The sequence below is a fragment of the Streptomyces sp. Ru62 genome (assembly GCF_002920615.1).
GTDB lineage: Bacteria > Actinomycetota > Actinomycetes > Streptomycetales > Streptomycetaceae > Streptomyces.
In genome coordinates, this window is record NZ_PQSU01000006.1 from 128,790 (window position 1) to 146,626 (window position 17,837).

At 71.0% G+C, this 17,837-nt stretch carries 13 protein-coding genes and 1 pseudogene; 7 read left to right on the forward strand and 7 right to left on the reverse strand.

The window, feature by feature from the left end:
• Positions 1–115: 115 nt before the first annotated feature.
• Positions 116–2,863, reverse strand: a complete 2,748-nt coding sequence (locus C3492_RS10335; protein WP_103811424.1) for a multifunctional oxoglutarate decarboxylase/oxoglutarate dehydrogenase thiamine pyrophosphate-binding subunit/dihydrolipoyllysine-residue succinyltransferase subunit — start codon at positions 2,861–2,863, stop codon at positions 116–118.
• A 450-nt stretch (positions 2,864–3,313) separates the two neighbouring features.
• On the opposite strand from C3492_RS10335, the gene C3492_RS10340 reads away from it, so the two are divergent.
• Positions 3,314–4,465: a TDT family transporter gene (locus tag C3492_RS10340; RefSeq protein ID WP_258055597.1), complete on the forward strand. Its 1,152-nt coding sequence runs from the start codon at positions 3,314–3,316 to the stop codon at positions 4,463–4,465.
• Between the two features lie 192 nt (positions 4,466–4,657).
• Here the strand turns inward: C3492_RS10340 and C3492_RS44555 are convergent, their stop codons facing one another.
• The 4 genes and pseudogenes from C3492_RS44555 to C3492_RS10355 form a co-directional block, all read right to left on the reverse strand.
• The gene (locus tag C3492_RS44555; protein ID WP_181140300.1) at positions 4,658–4,828 is read right to left on the reverse strand and encodes a hypothetical protein; all 171 of its coding nucleotides are present in this window, start codon (positions 4,826–4,828) and stop codon (positions 4,658–4,660) included.
• A gap of 77 nt (positions 4,829–4,905) precedes the next feature.
• Positions 4,906–5,325, reverse strand: coding sequence for an ester cyclase (locus C3492_RS10345; RefSeq protein WP_103811425.1), 420 nt, complete (start codon positions 5,323–5,325; stop codon positions 4,906–4,908).
• 527 nt (positions 5,326–5,852) lie between these two features.
• Positions 5,853–6,074 (reverse strand): annotated as a pseudogene (locus C3492_RS44560) (YbfB/YjiJ family MFS transporter); the annotation flags it as partial.
• Between the two features lie 535 nt (positions 6,075–6,609).
• Positions 6,610–8,382, reverse strand: a complete 1,773-nt coding sequence (locus C3492_RS10355) for an MOSC and FAD-binding oxidoreductase domain-containing protein (RefSeq protein WP_103811426.1) — start codon at positions 8,380–8,382, stop codon at positions 6,610–6,612.
• Positions 8,383–9,222: 840 nt separating this feature from the next.
• Here C3492_RS10355 and C3492_RS10365 point away from each other — a divergent pair.
• The 3 genes from C3492_RS10365 (at position 9,223) to C3492_RS10380 (ending at position 12,016) form a co-directional block, all read left to right on the forward strand.
• Positions 9,223–9,768 carry a hypothetical protein gene (locus tag C3492_RS10365; RefSeq protein WP_103811427.1) on the forward strand — a complete coding sequence of 182 codons (546 nt, stop codon included), beginning with the start codon at positions 9,223–9,225 and terminating at the stop codon, positions 9,766–9,768.
• A gap of 812 nt (positions 9,769–10,580) precedes the next feature.
• Entirely contained in the window at positions 10,581–11,159 is a 579-nt protein-coding gene (locus tag C3492_RS10375) for a carboxymuconolactone decarboxylase family protein (protein ID WP_103811429.1), read from the forward strand.
• Positions 11,156–12,016: an RNA polymerase sigma-70 factor gene (locus tag C3492_RS10380; RefSeq protein ID WP_103811430.1), complete on the forward strand. Its 861-nt coding sequence runs from the start codon at positions 11,156–11,158 to the stop codon at positions 12,014–12,016. The genes C3492_RS10375 and C3492_RS10380 overlap by 4 nt, the downstream gene beginning before the upstream one ends.
• Before the next feature lie 1,296 nt (positions 12,017–13,312).
• On the opposite strand, the gene C3492_RS10395 is transcribed toward C3492_RS10380, so the two are convergent.
• Entirely contained in the window at positions 13,313–14,041 is a 729-nt protein-coding gene (locus tag C3492_RS10395) for an SDR family oxidoreductase (protein WP_103811431.1), read from the reverse strand.
• A 76-nt stretch (positions 14,042–14,117) separates the two neighbouring features.
• Here C3492_RS10395 and C3492_RS10400 point away from each other — a divergent pair, with 76 nt between their 5' ends.
• Positions 14,118–14,495, forward strand: a complete 378-nt coding sequence (locus C3492_RS10400) for a MerR family transcriptional regulator (RefSeq protein ID WP_103811432.1) — start codon at positions 14,118–14,120, stop codon at positions 14,493–14,495.
• Between the two features lie 36 nt (positions 14,496–14,531).
• Here the strand turns inward: C3492_RS10400 and C3492_RS46860 are convergent, their stop codons facing one another.
• Positions 14,532–14,885, reverse strand: a complete 354-nt coding sequence (locus tag C3492_RS46860) for a DUF6417 family protein (protein ID WP_146075670.1) — start codon at positions 14,883–14,885, stop codon at positions 14,532–14,534.
• 191 nt (positions 14,886–15,076) lie between these two features.
• On the opposite strand from C3492_RS46860, the gene C3492_RS10410 reads away from it, so the two are divergent.
• Complete coding sequence (locus C3492_RS10410; protein ID WP_103811434.1) at positions 15,077–15,910, forward strand: enoyl-CoA hydratase/isomerase family protein; 834 nt, start codon at positions 15,077–15,079, stop codon at positions 15,908–15,910.
• Between the two features lie 1,330 nt (positions 15,911–17,240).
• On the forward strand, positions 17,241–17,807 hold the full coding sequence (locus C3492_RS10420) for a PRC-barrel domain-containing protein (RefSeq protein ID WP_103811435.1): 567 nt from the start codon (positions 17,241–17,243) through the stop codon (positions 17,805–17,807).
• Positions 17,808–17,837 lie beyond the last annotated feature (30 nt).

Below are 17,837 nucleotides of genomic sequence, written 5' to 3' on the forward strand. Positions count from 1 at the left end.
AGGAGTGGCAGGGCCGCCCCCCGCGAGGGCCGGTGCGCGGGACCACCTCTGCGCCACGTCCCCGCCCCGGTGCGGACGGAAGCCCACACGATCCACCGGGGCGGGCCGGGAGCCGTCAGCGGAAGGCCGCCTCCACGAGCTCCTTCTGCTCGGCGGCATGCCGCCTGCTGGAGCCCACCGCGGGGGCCGAGGCGGGCGGTCGGCCCACCAGTTCCAGGGAGCGGTCCGCCCACCGCTCCACGTGCGGCCTCACGAAGGACCACGCGCCCTGGTTGCCGGCCTCCTCCTGCACCCACCGCACCTCGGTCTCACGAGGGAAACGGGCGAGTTCCGCGAAGAGTTCGGCGTCCGGGAAGGGGTACAGGCGCTCAAGCCGGACGATCGCGGTGTCCCGCAGGCCGGCGTTCCGCCGGTACGCATCCAGGTCGTAGAAGACCTTTCCCGAGCACAGCAGCACGCGCCGGACACCGGCACCGTCGACCGCTCCGTCGGGCAGGACCGGACGGAACGAGCCCCCGGTGAAGTCCGTCAGCCCGGACGTGGCCTCCTTCAGCCGCAGCATCGACTTGGGGGTGAACACCACCAGCGGCCTCCTGCGCTCGGTGAGCGCCTGCTGCCTGAGCAGGTGGAAGTAGTTGCCGGGCAGCGTCGGGACGGCGACGGTCATGTTCCCCTGCGCGCACAGCTGGAGGAACCGCTCGATCCTGCCCGAGGAGTGGTCCGGACCCTGCCCCTCCAGGCCGTGCGGCAGCAGCAGCGTGACCCCGGAACGTTCTCCCCACTTCTGTTCCGACGACGCGATGTACTCGTCGACGACGCTCTGCGCGCCGTTGGCGAAGTCGCCGAACTGGGCCTCCCACAGCACCAGGGCGTCGGGCCGCTCCAGCGAGTAGCCGTACTCGAAGGCCAGGGCCGCCAGCTCGGACAGCATCGAGTCGTAGGGGGTGAAGTCCGCGGTGCCCGCGCCGAGCCCGTTCAGCGGGGTGTGCTCCGCTCCGGTGCGGCGGTCGGTGAGCACCGCGTGGCGCTGGCCGAAGGTGCCACGACGGGAGTCCTGACCGGCCAGCCGCACCGGAACCCCCTCCATCAGCAGCGAGCCGATCGCCAGGGTCTCCGCGGTGGCCCAGTCGACGGTTCCGGTGTCCAGCATCGTCGTGCGCCTGCGGAGCTGCGGCAGGACGCGCGGGTGGACGGTGAAGTCCACGGGCTGCCCGGTCTGGGAGGCGATGACGTGCCGGGCGGCGGCCTCCGTGATCGCCGTCGGCACGCGCGCGGCGGTGCCGTCCTCGCCGCCCGCGGGGGTGGCGGGCCTGGGGGAACCGGCCGCCGGCAGGGCCCGGGTCTCGGCGAAGGCCCGTTCCAGGCGCTCCCGGTAGTCCCGCAGGGCGTCCTCCGCCTGCCGCTCGTCGATGGCCCCGCTGCCGACCAGCGTCCGCGCGTACAGCGTGCGCACGGAAGGCGTGGCGCCGATGCGGTCGTACATGCCCGGCTGGGTGATGGACGGGTCGTCGACCTCGCTGTGCCCGTGCCGCCGGTAGCAGATCAGGTCGATGACGACGTCCTTGTGGAACGTCTGGCGGTAGTCGAAGGCCAGGCGTGCGATCCGGACGACCGCTTCGGGTTCGTCCGCGTTGACGTGGAAGATCGGGGCCTCGACCGTCCGCGCCACGGCGGTGGCGTAGGTGCTGGAGCGGCCACTGGCGGGCGAGGTCGTGAAGCCGAGCTGGTTGTTGATGACGACGTGCACCGTCCCACCGGTGCGGTAGCCGGGCAGCTGCGACATGTTCAGCGTCTCGAAGACCACGCCCTGCCCGGCGAACGCGGCATCGCCGTGGACGACGACCGGCAGGACCGAGAAGGCCTCGCCGCCGTCGGCCAGGTCCTGCTTGGCGCGCACGACCCCCTCGGCCACCGGACCCACGATCTCCAGGTGGGAAGGGTTGGCCACCACGGAGACGCCGAGCGAGCCGCCGCCCAGGGCGTGGTAGGTCCCTTCCGCCCCGAGGTGGTACTTCACGTCGCCGGTCCCCTGGGCCGACAGGATGTCCACCGCGTCGTCGAACTCGTGGAAGATGCTCCCGTACGACTTGCCGACGATGTTGGCGAGGACGTTGAGCCGGCCGCGGTGCGCCATCCCGATGACCGCTTCCCGCACCCCGTGCCCGATGCAGCGGTGCAGCAGGGCGTCCAGCAGCACGATGGCCGACTCGCCGCCTTCGAGCGAGTACCGCTTCTGGCCGACGTACTTGGTCTGCAGGAACGTCTCGAAGGCCTCCGCCGCGCCCAGCCGGTAGAGGATCTGCAGCTGGTCCGCCCGGTCCGGCAGGGGTGAGGGCGCCTCGATCCGCTCCTGCACCCAGCGGCGCTCCTCGACGGCCTGGATGTGCATGTACTCGGCGCCCACCGTCCCGCGGTAGGACGCACGAAGGACGTCCAGCACGGCGCGCAGGGTCATGGCGTCGCGCCCGGCGAAGCCGTCGACGACGAACTCGTCATCCAGGTCCTCCTCGCTCAGCCCGAATGCCGCGATGTCGAGCTCCGCGTGTGCGGCCGCCGGTCCACCGGCCGCGAGGGGGTCGGTGTCGGCCGCGAGGTGTCCGCGCACGCGATGGGCGTGGATCAGCGCGGCGACGCGCACGGCCTTGAGCGCCGCCTCCCGCCCGTTCCCGTCCGAGGACGGCGTGCCCGTACGCTCACGCCAACCCGTCGCGGAGGCCCGGGAGCCGAAGAAGTCCCTCCACTTCTCGTCGACCGATTCGGGATCGTGCAGGTAGCGCTCGTACTGCTCCTCCACGAGCCATTCGTTGAGGCCGAATTCCGGTCCTTGAAGCGCCGTTTCTTCGGCGCTGGATGTCGACGCCACTGGGTGGATCGCCTTCTTTCCTCATTCGGGACAGCCGATGGCGGGCGCGTTCGCGAGGGCCCCGTCATCCGCGCATCGCTCCCTGCGGGGAGCGGCCCCGATCCATGCCGGTGGGGTGCGCGCATCGCTGACCGTGTGGCACCACCGACGCTACGGCAGCGCCGGAACGGCGCCGGGCCCCGAAACTGCCGGGGAGGCGTCACATCAGGACGTGCCGCTGCGCCGTGCCGTGCCGGTGGACTCGGCGTCCGCCGGGAGCGGGGGCCGGACGTCCTGATGTGAGGGTGCCATGGCACGCGGAGTGATGCGGCGGCGGGCGTACGTCACCGTAACGTCGTAGGGCCAACGAGCCGACGGCTGCGGCCGCGGCCCGTGTCTTGTCGGGCCAGGGTGCCGCTGTGCCGATTGCCGACGGTGATTCCCGATCAGAGGAAAGAAGCGTTCTCCGCCGTGACATCCCATCCCAGCGACACCCGGTCCGTCCTGCCCCGGAGCGGCTCGGGGGCCCCGCAGACCACCCATGCACCGCCCCGGCAGCCGGCGGCCGGTGGGACGCGACGCCCGCACCTGGGCCCCAGCTGGTTCGCTGCAGTCATGGGCACCGGCATCGTCGCCAACGCCGCGGTCACGTTGCCGCGGAGCGCTCCCTGGCTGCATGACGCGGCCACGGTGGTCTGGGCGGTGGCCGCGGTGCTGCTGGTCGTCCTCGCGGCCCAGTATCTCGGGCAGCGGGCGCTGCGGGTGCACGTCACCGATCCGGTGCTGGCGCCGTTCCTCGGGGCCCCACCGATGGCACTGCTCACGGTGGGCTCGGGAGCGCTGCTGCTCGGCGGACCGGTGATCGGGGCGCGGACGGCCCTGACCATCGACTGGGTGCTGTGGTCACTGGGCACCGCACTCGGCCTGGCCGCGGCCTGCGCGGTGCCGTACGTGATGATCACCCGGCACCGCTTCGGGCCGGACGCGGCGTTCGGCGGCTGGCTGATGCCGGTGGTGCCGCCGCTGGTCTCCGCCGCGACGGGCGCACTGCTCGTCCCGCACACACCCGCCGGCCAGCCGAGGCTGGCGCTGCTGCTCGGCTGCTATGCGATGCTCGGGCTCGGCCTGGTGGCGGTGCTGCTGGTACTGGCTATGGTCTTCAGCCGCCTGGTCCACCACGACGCACCCACGGGAGCGGTGGTGCCGACGGTGTGGATCGGTCTGGGCGCCGTCGACCAGGCGGTGACGGCGATGGGCACCCTCGCCGCGGCGGCGCCGAGCGCGTTGTCCGGGCCGTACGCCCGGGGCGCGGCGGCCTTCGCGCTGCTCGGGGGGCTCGGGCTGTGGGGCTTCGCGATGCTGTGGCTGGTGCTCGCCACGGCGCTGACCGTACGGCAGTTGCGGTCGGGCCTTCCCTTCGCGCCGACCTGGTGGGCCTTCATCTTCCCACTGGGCGCCTGCGTCACCGGCACGAGCGCGCTGGCCGCCCGCACCGGGTCGCAGCCCCTCGTCTGGACAGCGGTCGTGCTTTACGTCCTGCTCGCGGCGGCCTGGGCGGTGGTGACGTGGCGTTCGCTGCGCCACGCGGCCGGACACACCGGCCGCAGGAGAGCCCGGACGTGAACGCCGCCGCCCGCCGCCTCCCGGCGATCCCTGCTCGTTCGCCCGCGACAAGATCGTTCCTGCGCTGCCGCAGTGCCCCCATCGCCAGGTCCGTTCCCGGCGGGGTGCCGTCGAACGGCGGGGTGCTCACAGCTCGACGGCCCTGGACACCGTCGTGGGCGTGCCCCGGACACGTATGACGTTGTGGTCGGCCTAGGCGTGCACCAGCCGGTGGACGTCGGCCGGCAGCGGCCCTGCGAGGAGCTGGTCGATGTGCCGCTCGGCCTCCGTGCGGCTGGTGCGGGGGGCGGGCTGTCCGGCCAGTACTGGCAGGTAGCGGTACGGGAAGCCGGGTGGTGGGGGCGTGATGCCCGCGCCGTGCACCGTTGCGGGATCCTCCTGCGCGCAGGACCTGAGCGGCCAGTGGACCTACCTGACACCCGGCCGTGACGTCCGTGGTGTCACCCGGACCCGGTGAGACCCAGTTGCCGCAGCATGCCGAGTTCGTCACTGCTGCCCCAGCGTTCGACGAGCCTGCCGTCACTGTCGAAGCGGCTGATCTGCATGCCCCGGTAGCTCGCCTTCCTGCCGGTGGGCGGGTGCCCCATCAGCGGTCCGAGGTGTGTTCCGCTGATGGTGTAGGCGAAGGCCAGCTCGTCATCGGTGGCCACGAGGTGTTCCACCGCCACGTTCAGGTCCGGGAAGGCGGCGCGGAGTTCGCCGAACATGGCCTTGTACCCCGCGGGCCCGGGCCCCTGGCCGGGGGCGGGGTCGTGATCGATCGAACCGGGCGCCACGACCCCGTCCAGGGCGTCGAGGTTCCCGGACATGACGGCCTCTGCGAAGGCGGTCTGGGCGGCGATGTTCGTCTGTCTCGACATAGCGCTCCTCCTGCGCCGAGTAGGCCACCGGTCCAAAGCGGCCGGACTTCGCCGGGCACCCGCGGGTGCGGGGAGGCGGGGAGGCGGGGTCCGTCGGTCCGCGTACTCGCCGGGCGACTGCCGCGCGTCCCACCGCAATGGCCCAGCCCGCTCCCCGGCCGACCGGGGCCGCAGCAGACGCCCGGGCCCGGCACATATGCCCCGGCGCAGCGACCCCGTGCCACGGTCTCTCCAGTCTCCCCCTGTGGCCACGCGAGGGCACTCCGGCAGGCGATGAGTAGCGGTGCGCTGCCGTGGCATCTGCTGGAGCGACGGCGGACGACCGTCGCGCGAGCTGCGGCCGGGGCGCGCGACGCCGAGGTTCATGCGGCCTGCCCTCTGCCTGGCGCTGAACGAATGCGGGCAGCCGGGGAGCACCGTTCCGCTCGCGTCCGCGAACCTGACGGGCGTCCCCGGCGGCGGCCGGTCCGGCGCACCACCTCTGGGGCCCGTCCGGTACGGCGGCCACGCTCGTTTCACCCGCCAGCGGAGAGGGCGATGCCGGCCCCGACCCCGCCGAAGGCCCAGCCGGGCAGGTGGGGCGGGTGGTCGCGCAGATGACCCAGCAGGGAACCGACGGCGATCACGAAGATCATCGCGCTGCAGAACCCCGCACCGAGACGCAGCAGCAGCCAGACGACGCCGCTGCGGGTCAGCGGCATCCCCACCAGGCCGGCCACCAGCGCCGGCAGACAGCCCCGTAGCACCGAGTGTGTTCAAGAATCGGACCGCCGGGCCCAGTTCGAGGGGCGTCCCGGCTTCGGCGCCGAAGCCGGCCCCTCGCCGCGGGCAACATGGGCGGCAGGCGTCCGGGGAGAGTTGCCGGCTTCAGAGTTGCCGGCTTCACACCCTTCGCAGCGTCGTTCATGGGACGAGCGGGGTCGCCGCGGCCCAGGTCTGTGGGGAACACGAGTGGCCCGCGGCGAGCGTGCGGATCGCCCAGCCGGAGAAGAAGTCCGGCTCCAGCGGCCGCTGTCCGACCCGGCGGACCGCTGCCGGGTCATGGGCGACAAGTACGGACTGGCTCTGTCCCTCGTACGAAGAAGGCGGGCACCGGTGGGCGGGCCGACCGTGCCGCGGCCGCACCGGACTGCGACCGACGGGGCTGATCCCCTGATCCCCTGCCCGCAGCACCGAACGGGACCGGAAGCGTTCTGCGGCAGCACGGCGGAACCGCACCGGGCGGCGCGGGTTGCGCGTCGTGGAATGGGCCGGACACTCCCGCGCTGGGAGAGCGGGAACAGGTCAAAGGTCCAGGACAACGTCCTGAGCGGGTTTGGAGCAGCAGATGAGGATGTTTCCGTCACCCGGCGGCTCGACGGGATCGGGTGAGTAGTCGACGCTCCCCGACATCAGGGCGAGTTCGCACGTGTGGCACACCCCGGTACGGCACGACCACTGGACCGGGACGTCGCAGGCTTCGGCGAGTTCGAGTAGGGAGTTGCGGGTGTCGTCCCACGCGACGGTCAGCCCACTGCGTGTGAACGCGACGGAAGGGCCGGTGCCGGCAGGGCCCGCGGGCTGGTGCGGCGCCCTGGCCGGCGGCGCGCCCTTGATGCCCGGAGTGATCGAGGGGCCGGAGTTGAAGTTCTCGGTGTGCACGCGCGATGCTTCCAGGCCGGCCTTGACCAGGGCGTCGGTGACGTCGTCCATGAAGGTCACCGGCCCGCAGATGTAGGCGTCGGCATCGGTGGGCAGGCCCAGGCCGAGAAGCCGCTCGCTGGTCAGGCGTCCCGCCTGCGCGTAGTCCTCGCCCTGCCTGTCTTCGGCGTTCGGTCTGCTGTAGTAAACGATCGACCGTGCGTGGTCCAGGCTCTCCAGCAGGCCGCGGGCCTCCTGGGCGAAGGGATGCTCCGTGCCGTTACGGGCGCCGTGCAGCCACCACACCTGCCGTCGCGAGCGGGCGCTCGCCAGCGAATGCAGCATGGCCAGCACGGGCGTCACCCCTACCCCGGCGGACACGAGAACCACCGGACGGTCGCCGTCGGACAGGCAGAACGTGCCGCGGGGCGCGGCGATGTCCAGGCTGCCACCGGCGCGGGCGTGTGCGCGCAGATAGTTGCTCGCCACACCGTGTGGCTCCACCTTCACGCTGATCCGGTACGTCCCCGTGCCGGGCCGGCCGGACAGCGAGTAGCTGCGAATCAGCGGTGGCCCGTCCTCCTCCGGCCGTATTCTCACGGTCAGGAACTGCCCTGGCAGGGCAGCCGGCAGGGCGGAGCCCTCGGCTGCGGCCAGGGACAGGCTGATCACGCTCTCGCTCTCGGGCCGGACGTCCGTGATCGTAAGGGGACGGAAGCCGGTCCACGCAGGGGGCGGGGCGCTGGATGCCGCCGTGAGGCCGGCGCTGCCCGACGCCGAGCCCGGCCCCCGTTCCGCCTGCTCCAGAAGCGCGTGCATCGACCCCTGCCAGCCCGGGCTGAGGGCGGGGATCCGCAGAGCCCGCTCCACCTGCTCGCGAGTGTGTCCGGGGAGGTAAAGGACCGAGTCGATCTCCTCGACGGTCATCGCTTCCGGGCCGGTGGAGACCCTGACGATCTCCTGCCCGGCCTCCACCTCCCCCTCCTCTATGACACGCAGGTAGAAACCGGGCCGGTGATGGGCGACCAGCAGCGCCGCCATCTGCGGCTCTCCCATGCGCAGGCCGACCCGGTAACACGTCACCCTGGGCTGTGAGACCTCGAAGAGGGCACCACCGATGCGGTACCGGTCACCGATGCACACCTCGTTGTCGGGGAGTCCGTCCACGGTGAAGTTCTCACCGAAGCTTCCGGGCGTCAGGTCGTCGCGTCCGAGTTTCCGCGACCAGAAGCGGTAGGAGTCGAGCTGGTAGACCAGCACTGCCCGCATTTCCCCGCCGTGTCCGCCCAGGTCGCCCTGACCGTCTCCGTCGATGTTCAGCCGCCGCACCATCCGCGGCCCGGACACGGTGTGTTTGTACACGCCCGTGTAGACGGTCCTGCCCTGCCAAGGGACGTCTGCCGGCATCCCTACGTTGACCGCGACCAAGGTCGCCACCGCTCACCCTCCTTGTTCGGGGTCCCGCTCCTGGCGCGCTTCAGCTGAGGACGCGGCCGAGGAATCCGTGGATGTGGCCGCTGATGGCGCCGAGATGCGTCTCCAGAGCGAAGAGACCAGCCCGCAGCGGATGGACTTCGGCGTCCGGCAGGTCACGGGAGAAGGTCCGAGCGCCGTGGAACTGCTGGGAAACCCGTGCAGCGGCAAGAAACCACCGGCGCTTCGCTCGGGGCCGCCTCGCGGTAGAACACCTGTTGGCCGGCGATCGTCGTGGTCCGGTGGTACGTAGGGAGCATGCCGACCTCGCTTCCCGGGGATCCCACTTCTACGGTCTGCAGGCGGCTACGGCACGTTGCCCACGCTAGACCCGGCCTCGGGCAGCGGCCACTCAGGGCCCCGGACGACCTGGAACGACGGGTCAAGAACGGCTGGGGTGCGGGACGGGGCGTCCACGGAGCGTTGACGACAACAGAGTGCGGGATACGGTCCGTGAGCAGTTCTGGGAGCGTGGCCACGCCGCCACGCCGCCACACCGCTGGGCGATCTGGTCGCCGCCACCGGCCTCGGCAAGGGCAGCCTGCACCAGGCTGCCGCACAGCGGTAGGTCGAGCGAGCTGCTGGGTGCCAGGGGCGGCGGGGATCGGCGGCGGGGGCGCGAGCGCCGGCGGCGCGGGCGCGTGCGGCCGCCGACTCAGCCGCTTCGGACACAGCCGCTTGATTCACCGGCTGCCTCCTGTTCTTGGTCTGCTCGGGCGAGGCGCTGGTCTGGGTGGTGGAACTCGCCGGGGACTCGTACGTGCCCTGGGGGCGGGTAGGCCTTCGCTGGGTGAGGCTGGGAGTGTGAGCATCCGTAGCGACCGGCCGGTGAGTACCGAGCAGATCCACGCGGCGCTGGCCGCTCTGGCGGCTGAGCCGGAGCCGGCTCCGAAGAAGCGACCCGAGGGGCCGCGGGAAGAGGAGCGCCTGCGGCTACTGGGGAGTCTGCTGGCGAAGACGGAGCTGGAGATCACCGCCGCGACCCGTCTGACCGAGGAAGAGGAGATCGAGGACGTCCTTGAGACGTTGCTCGGTTGGGGGGAGCAGCTAGGAAGGGACCCCGACCTCGCGGTCAACGTCCTGACGAACCGGCTGCAGCGCACCGCGGTGCAGGTCTCCGAACCCGAGGCGGAGGAACTGCCCCCCGGCCGCGAGGCCGCCTTCGCCGCAGTCATGACAGCGGTGTACGCGCTCGGCGCCCAGCTGCACGCGGACCGTGGCGACGAGGAGGGGACCCGCCATGCTCTGAGCGGGGCGGAAGAAGCCCTGATCGACATCCTGCAAGGCATGCATGACCTGCGAGTGGCCATCGGTGACGCGGCCGGGCCGGTGAGCGAGGGCAACGACTGACCCGCTGGGAACCCATCCGGGGGCATGTTCGCGGAGCCGGTGATGCCGTGCACGTCGCCGGCCGCCGCTGTGACCGGCTCGCGCGGGTCGAGCAGCTCGTTCACCAGGGGACGGTCCCTGCCGTCCATCGCCGCGATCTGCACCGCCCAGGCCCGCGCGCCCAGACCGGTGGTCTGGACATCGCTCAGCAGCGACGGATCAGCCGGCACGGTGCGCGCCCAGCGGGCCACCTGCTGCCCCTGACGGGGCCAGAAAGCCGGCCTGCGCAGCACCGAGACCGCATCGTCCAGGCTGCGGCACTGTTGCCTGTGGACTGCGCGTGCCACAGGCCGTCGCCGTCCGGACGAGCGTGCACCGTGCCGAGATTGCTGCTCCTGCTGATAGACAGCCCAGCTCGGCCTCTCGGTATCGCCAGGCCGCACCAAGCGCACCGGCAGACCGTCGACCAGACGCCCGAACACGTCCAGTCGATCGGCGGCGGCCTTGGCGACCATGTCGAAGTTCATGGGTCGGGCGCAGCCCCGAGGTGCTCGTGCAGGCGTGTTCAGGAACGGGCCATGGCAGGAACGAAAGCGCGGCACTGACGACGCCGGCCGGTGCCGCGGACGGTGCGCCACACGATGCTCGGCAGGTCGAAACAGCGTCTGGTCCGAACAGCACCGGGGATGTCCGGCGGTCCAGGCGGCCGGGGCGGCGTCGAGAAGGCGGTGCAGTTCGACGTACGCCGGGGCGGCGATGGGTGTCACATGCGCGGACCGGACGGTGTCTTCATGCCAAACAGCCCCACAGGGACGCGTGCAAGGAGAGACAGGATGACGTTGCGCCTGCCGAAGGCCGAGCTCCCCGCCGAGCTCAAGGAGAACATGATCAAGCAACTGGGCGTCGTGCCCGAGAACGTCGAGGTGCTGTGGCACAGCCCTCGGGTGACCCAGGACAACCTGGAGTTCGGCGCCAAGGTAGGGGCGTGGGATGCGGTCGACCCGGTCCTGAAGTCGTTGGCGCACATGGCCGTCGCGTCGCAGGTCGGCTGCAGCTGGTGCCTGGACGTCGGCTATTTCCAGGCGCAGAACGAGAACCTGGACCTGGCCAAGGCGAGCCAGGTGCCGCGTTGGCGGGAGGCTGATGTGTTCACGGGGCTGGAGCGCGACGTCATGGGGTATGCCGAGGCGATGACGAACACGCCACCGACCGTCACTGACGAGCAGTACACCGCCCTTCTGGAGCGGCTGGGGACGTCTGCGATGGTGGAACTCACCGCGTTCATCGCCTACGTCAACCTGGCGACCAGGGCGAATGTGGCGAATGGGGTCACCTCGCAAGGCTTCTCCGACGCCTGCGAGATCCCGCTGGCCAAGCGCCCGGCGACGTCCCGCACAGGGGCCACGTCATGACCGAGGACCCGTTCGTCGCCCACCGCAGCCTGCTGTTCACCGTCGCGTACGAGATGCTCGGCTCCGCAGCCGACGCGGAAGACGTGCTGCAGGAGACCTGGCTGCGGTGGGCCGACGTCGACCGGTCACAGGTTCACGACCCGCGGGCGTACCTCGTCAGGGCCGTCACCCGGCAGGCACTGAACCGCATACGCACACTCTCACGTCGCCGCGAGGACTATGTGGGCGAGTGGCTGCCGGAACCCCTGCTGACCCACCCCGATGTCGCCGACGACGTCGAACTCGCGGAAAGCGTCTCCATCGCGATGCTGACCGTCCTGGAGACGCTCCAACCCGTGGAACGCGCGGTGTTCGTGCTCCGCGAGGTCTTCGACATGCCGTACGACGAGGTCGCCGAGGCTGTGGGCAAGACCCCCGTTGCGGTTCGGCAGATCGCCCGGCGGGCCCGGAACCACGTCGCCGCTCGGCAGCCACGCGTCAGCGTGAGCCGGTCGGAGCACCAGGCCGTGGTGGTCCGGTTCGTCGCCGCGCTGCACACCGGGCGCATCCAGGACCTTCTGGAGATCATGGCGCCGGACGTGGTCCTCATCGCTGACGGCGGCGGGTTCACGGCCGCCGCGCCGGCCCCCCTCCACGGAGCCGAACTCGTGGCGACGATGCTCGCCGGCACGGACCGGGCCGAGGTCGAGACCACGGCGGTGTGGCTCAACGGCGCCCCGGCGATCCGGATGGAATCCGACAGCGGACGGGCCGCGGTCAGCCTCGTGATCGAAAAGGGGCGCATCACCCGAATCTACGCGACATCCAACCCGCAAAAACTGACACGACTCGACAAACCGACCGATCTCACCAGGTAGACCACGGCGCAGGTGTTCCGGGCCATGACGCACCGGAACACTGCCCGCATCGCCGTGGCAAGCCCGGCGGTGACGTCAGAACTCGGGACGAACCCCGGGTTACTCCCCCGCCTCGGCTGCATACCTCTTGGTGCCGGCTCGTCGGGACAGCCGAGGTCATAGGCGATGTCTGCCCAGATGAGGTGGGTGCCGGCGGCGGGATCCAGGGATCCATCGGCGATCGGACCGGCGATCCAGCAGGCCATCGCCCACTTTGCGGCCCGGGGGTCTGCGGGCGGGTGGAAGAGCAGTCCCAGCTCCTCCAGCACTTGGTCGAAGAGCTCTGGCGCTTCGGGCTCTTCGCTCCGGAGGAGTCCAGCCGGCATGGCCAGGGACGGGCTCTCGACCCCAGCTATGAGCGCGTCCAGACCTGCCTGAATGAGCCTGTCCGACGCGACATGCCTGCCAAATGCCCTCTCACGCGCAATGTGTCTGAACTGATCGAGGGCGTCGTCACTGGTCGAGTGCGGTCGATGTGCGGACCGCCGGTGGAACGAAGGCCGCCGAGCCAAAGGCACGGACATCGGCGCCGCCGCCGCGGCCCTCGGGAGGCCCGGTTCGACGGGCGGCAGGACTCCCGGTTCGAGGACCTGGCCGACGGCGTTCGCGACCGGATGGAGCTCGCGGAGTGGGAGCGCCTCGCCCAGCTGCTCGCCGCCGCCGCGCCGGGGACCGTCTACGACCCGGACACCGACGACGTTTCGTCCAGGCGGAGCTCGCCGCGAAGCCGCGGCCGCCGCCGAGCATGAGGGCGCCGTCCGCGAGGCGCGGCGGATCGCCGCCCGCGCCGACGAGCCCGAGGCGCTGCGCGAGTCCGGCACGCTGGAGCAGACCGAGCCCCGCGACGGGGACGAAGCCGTGTGTGACGAACTGACCCGGTGAGCCGGCGAGTGTGTCCAGGCCGACGTCGGCGCCTGGCTCGCCCAGGCCCTGTCCGCGCACCTCGGGTCTACCGCGACTCGGCCGCCCGGGAGGCCGCCGTCGGCCTTCTTCCGCCGGTCCTTGCGCATGGCGCGCTGCTCGCCGAACTCGCCCGCCTGGCCCCCGACGCCGGCGTCGACCAGCTGGCGTTCGCGGCCTGCCTGCACTCACCGAGCCTGCCGGACGTACTTGGGCGGCAGGGCGCTTCCTGCCGCCCGGGTGTCTGTGAAAAGCGCGGCCCGGTGCGGGCCGCCGGGTGTACGGCAGCGACCACGACGACCTCGGCCCGCAGCTGGCGAAGCAGCCGACCGAAGTCCGTGCGGCCCGAGGGGCCTCTCAGGCCGCCATCAGCGCTGCCAGGGCGCGGTCCATCGCGGCGTTGAACTCTTCCGGCGTCAGCGGCAGACGGGACTTGACGTCCCGACTCCACTGGTCGGCGAGGACCTCGGCGGAGCCCGCCTCGACACCGTCGAGTGCGGCGTCGGCCAGGTCCGACGGCGCGATCTTGTCCACGGGCCAGCCCGCGGCCATGTCGGTGTCGGCCAGGCCGAGGTGTACCGCTGTGACGAGCGTGCCCTGCTCGGCGAGCTCCAGGCGGACGCCGTTGGTCATGGCCCAGGCGGCGGCCTTGGTCAGGTGGTAGGCATTGGCACCCTTGCTCCCGAACCACGACATGGCGGAGAGGACGTTGACGATCGCGCCCCCGCCGTTCCTGGCGAGCGCCGGTGCGAACTCCCGGATCATTCCCAGGTGACCGAACATGTTGGTCTCCAGCTCGTGCCGCACCGCGTCCATCGAACCGGTCACCAGGTCGGTCCCCGTACTGATTCCGGCGTTGTTGATGAGCAGCGAGATGTCCGGGGCGGCCTCGGCGGCGGCCCTCACGGATGCGGGGTCGACGATGTCGAGGGGCAGCACCTCGACGCCGGGCAGGTCCACGGTCTCCGGTCGGCGGGCCGTCGCGTAGACCTTGCGGGCGCCCCGTTCGAGCAGGCGCTGGGCGAAGGCGCGGCCCAGGCCGCGGTTGGCTCCGGTGACAAGGGCGACGGAGTTGTTGATGTCCATGTCCGGTACGCTAAAACCTGACGTTGACGTCAGAGGCAAGTGCTGGTCGTCAGGGCCATGGGTGAGAGGAATCACCATGACTGTCACAGTGGCCGCGGCCGAGCGGTTGATCCGCATCGGCGAGGTGGCACGGGGTGCCGGCGTCTCGGTGCGCGCCGTGCGCTACTACGAGCAGCAGGGGCTGCTCATCCCGGAGCGCAGCCCGTCCGGCCAGCGCCTGTACCGGCAGGACGCCATCCCCCTGGTCCGCTTCTTCCAGCAGATGTTCGCCGTCGGCCTGACCAGCCGAAGGATCGCCGAACTCCTTCCGTGCTGGGACTCCGGGCACACCGACGCCGAGCAACGAGCCATGCTGCGCGCCGAGCGCGAGCGCATCGCGGCAAAGATCGACGACCTGCAGGCCGCCCTGGATCGCCTCGATGAGGTCATCGCGATCACGGACACGCACCCGTAGGCACGGTCGGCCGGACGTCTCACCAGCGGTCTGACCTCACTGTCTCAGTCGGGGCGATGAGGAGTCGTTGAGGGGGGCTGTTGTCGGGTGGCCGACGCGATGACGGTGGCGTCTGTGGCGGAGGCGGCAGGAGCGCCCGGCCTCCGCCGCATGAGCCCCGCACTCGGCCGCGATACGGCGCAGCCAGTGCAGCAAGTCGTGTGCCTCCTGAAGCGTGAGCAGGGGCAGTCGTTCGCCCGCTGCCTCCATCGCCGCGAACTCGATCTCGTTCACGTCCACGTTCCCGTAGCCGTCCACGACCGTGACAGCGCTCCGGGCCTCACCCCGGTCACGCGCCCTGACCCCGAGACGGCTCCAGCCGGCGTGGCCACCGGCCGGGGCTGAACCCATGAAGCGTGTGGTCGTGAAAGGGTGGTTTCCCGTACGCCGGCCCGCGGACTGGTACACCGGCTGCGGCCAGCTGCTGTCCACCGAGCGGGACGCGTGGACCCGGCCCGGAACCGCCAGGCCTCTCGTACACCTCGCCTCTTCCGTATGACCTGCTTCCGGACGACGCGAGTGCCAGGTAAGGAGACGAATCCGTGAAGGACTGGACCGATTTCTCCGTGACCGTCGAGACCAGACGTCTGTGGAGGATCACATTTGACAGCCCACCGATCAACCTGGTGTCCCCGGAGATGATCAAAGAGCTTCCGAGGCTGGTCGATCAGATGGAGGCTGCTCCGGAGCTGCGAGTGGCCGTGTTCGAGTCGGCGAATACCGAGTACTTCCTGAACCACTACGACACCTCCCGAGTCGCTGAGACTCCCAAGGAACTGGGCGCAAGCGGATACCCGCTGCTGATCGATGCCAGCACCCGCCTGTCACGCCTGCCCGTCGTCTCGATCGCCAAGATCCGGGGCCGGGTCAGGGGGGTGGGCAGCGAGCTGATCCAGGCGATGGACATGCGTTTCGCCAGTGAACGCGCGCTGTTCTGTCAGCCTGAGACGGCCAACGGCAACCTGCCGGGCGGAGGCGGCCTTGAACATCTGCCGCTGCTGCTCGGCCGCGCCCGGGCGTTGGAGGTGGCCCTGTCCAGCGACGACTACCCAGGTGAGCTGGCCGAGCGGTACGGCTGGGTCAACCGCACGGTCCCCGACGGGGAACTCGACGCGCTCGTCGACGCGCTCGCACGCCGGATCGCCTCCTTTGACAAGGAGGCGATCGCCGCCGTCAAACAGCAGGTCAACCGGTACACGTTGCCGTCCGCAGAGGACCTGCAGTCCTCCTACGACATCTACATGCACTCCTTCGGCTGGCCGGGGTCCAAGCGCAGGCTTCCGGCCGCGCTCGCCGCAGGACGCAATCAGCCGGGCGACTACGAGATGCGCCTGGGCTACCACCTCGGCCACCAGCCAGAAGAAGACGCACAGTGAGATTCTGAAGAGATCTCGCTCAACGCCCAGGCCCGCGCCCGCGATCGCGTGCTCTGCCGTGTCGCGCGCACGTGCCTGAGCGTGCCCTGTCCTGATGGACACCGGAAGAGCCGTGCGGCAAGTACGGAGCCGGCCCGATCGGGCGGCTGGTGCGGGGTGAGGAGGCCGTCGCGGCCTACCTGTATGACTTTGTCCTCGAGAACGGGGATATGGATTAGGTTTGTGGTCCGTTACCGGGGGGGCAACCGGCTGAGGTTCTCGTCCGAGTAGGTTCAGATTGAACCGAGGAACCCGCTGACAGCTGCGGCGAATTCCACTGGGACGGTCTCGTGGACGCTGTGTCCGGCGGGGAGTTCAAGGAGCCGGGTATTGGGGCGGTCGGCGCCACCAGGTCCTTCACACCGGTCAGCAGGACATGTTCGCGCCGCTCAGGCCCGCGCCGGCTGCGTCGGGGCAGCCGGGGCGGTCGGCGACTCGTGCTGTGCGCGGGGGGCGTCGCGGCGGGCCGGCTGCCGCTGCTCACCGCCCGCGCACCGGCCCACAGCACTGATGGCCTGCGTCCTGCCCGGCCTGCTCATGCCTCCCGCTCAGCGGGGCTACCAGTACACCTCCGCCTCCGTCCCGGCCGGCTCTGCGACGGAAGCCGCCGCCCTGCTGGTCGCGGTGATGGACATCGGCTGCGCCGCGGGCGCCGCCGCCGGGTCCGCGCTGATGCCCGTCCTGCTGCCCACGGGGCCGGCCGCCGCCTGCCTGGTCCTCCTGGCCGCTCGAACAGGCCGGCGCCCGGCGCCCGCCGCGGCGAGCCCGCCGGCACACCGATGTGACGCTCGCCCCCGCCCTGAAAGGCGGTGGAGGGCACGGTCGCCTCCGGAAGTCCGAACTCGGCGGCGGCACGGGGGACGTGGGACGGTCAGTCAACGGCATCGGTCACCACAACAGCATGGGTGGACCGAGGCGTCTCCGGCGACACTGTTCCGTCCGGCCTTCGGAGGCCGGAGGACGGTTCCTGCCGGCTGCGGTGAGGCGCCGGAACAAGTGCCTGGTGCGCGGGCCGCGTTGCGGCGTGGATGGCCGGTATCCACTCCGAAACGCAGGCGTGTCTGCCAGTACAGAGGGCAACAGGAGACCACGGAGAGGTCGCTGAGCGCATCTCGGTTCACGACAGGTGGCCGACGGCAGGGAGGTGGAAGACGATGTGGTGGTTCTGGCTGGTCGCCCTCGTCGCGGTGGTGGCATTGCTCGCCGGGGCGATGGTCCTCGTTCAGGCACGACGCCGGTCCGGAACGGTGATTGCGGTCAATCGCGGGCGCGCCGGCCGGGGAGGCGGACGGTGAGCACCTTCGTACTCGCCTCCGAACTGTCCGGACGAGTGGTGGTGACACTCGGCGGGGAGGCGGTGGCACAGATCAAGGATGTCGTCTTCGACGGGCCGGCGGGCCGGATCACCGGTTTCACCCTGAGCGGGCGAGGCCTGCTGGCCGGGCCGCTGAAGCAGAGTCTTCCCTTCTCCCACGTGCACGCGGTCGGGTCATCCGCGGTGATGATCGTGAGCCAGGCTCTCTTCGAAGACCGGGACGCGGTCGTCGGACGCGGCGAAGCCGGTCGCGGCCGAGTCCTGGGGGCTCCGGTCCTCACCGAAGAGGGCACGGACATCGGCACCGTGGCGGACGTGGTCGTCGAGACGGGGACGAGCGGCCGGGTGGTCGGCTTCGAGGTCGCCGCCAACGACAACCTCGACCGGCAGCACCGCAAGGTGTTCGTGCCACGTGGCCAGTCACTGGCCGTCTCCGGTCAGGCCCTCGTCGTTCCCGCGCAGGCACAGCACTTCGTCGCGGACGACCTGCCCAGCTTCGCCGCCCAGGTCGAAGCCTTCCTCACCCACATGCGGCACCACTGACCAGGCGCCGCTCCGTCTGACGAAGGAGGA

What these genes read in the sequence shown, in the direction of transcription:
- C3492_RS10345 (WP_103811425.1), bottom strand. Translation starts at nt 5,325, where the DNA reads ATGTCGAGACAGACGAACATCGCCGCCCAGACCGCCTTCGCAGAGGCC.
- C3492_RS10375 (WP_103811429.1), top strand. Translation starts at nt 10,581, where the DNA reads ATGACGTTGCGCCTGCCGAAGGCCGAGCTCCCCGCCGAGCTCAAGGAG.
- C3492_RS10380 (WP_103811430.1), top strand. Translation starts at nt 11,156, where the DNA reads ATGACCGAGGACCCGTTCGTCGCCCACCGCAGCCTGCTGTTCACCGTC.
- C3492_RS10395 (WP_103811431.1), bottom strand. Translation starts at nt 14,041, where the DNA reads ATGGACATCAACAACTCCGTCGCCCTTGTCACCGGAGCCAACCGCGGC.
- C3492_RS10400 (WP_103811432.1), top strand. Translation starts at nt 14,118, where the DNA reads ATGACTGTCACAGTGGCCGCGGCCGAGCGGTTGATCCGCATCGGCGAG.
- C3492_RS46860 (WP_146075670.1), bottom strand. Translation starts at nt 14,885, where the DNA reads ATGGGTTCAGCCCCGGCCGGTGGCCACGCCGGCTGGAGCCGTCTCGGG.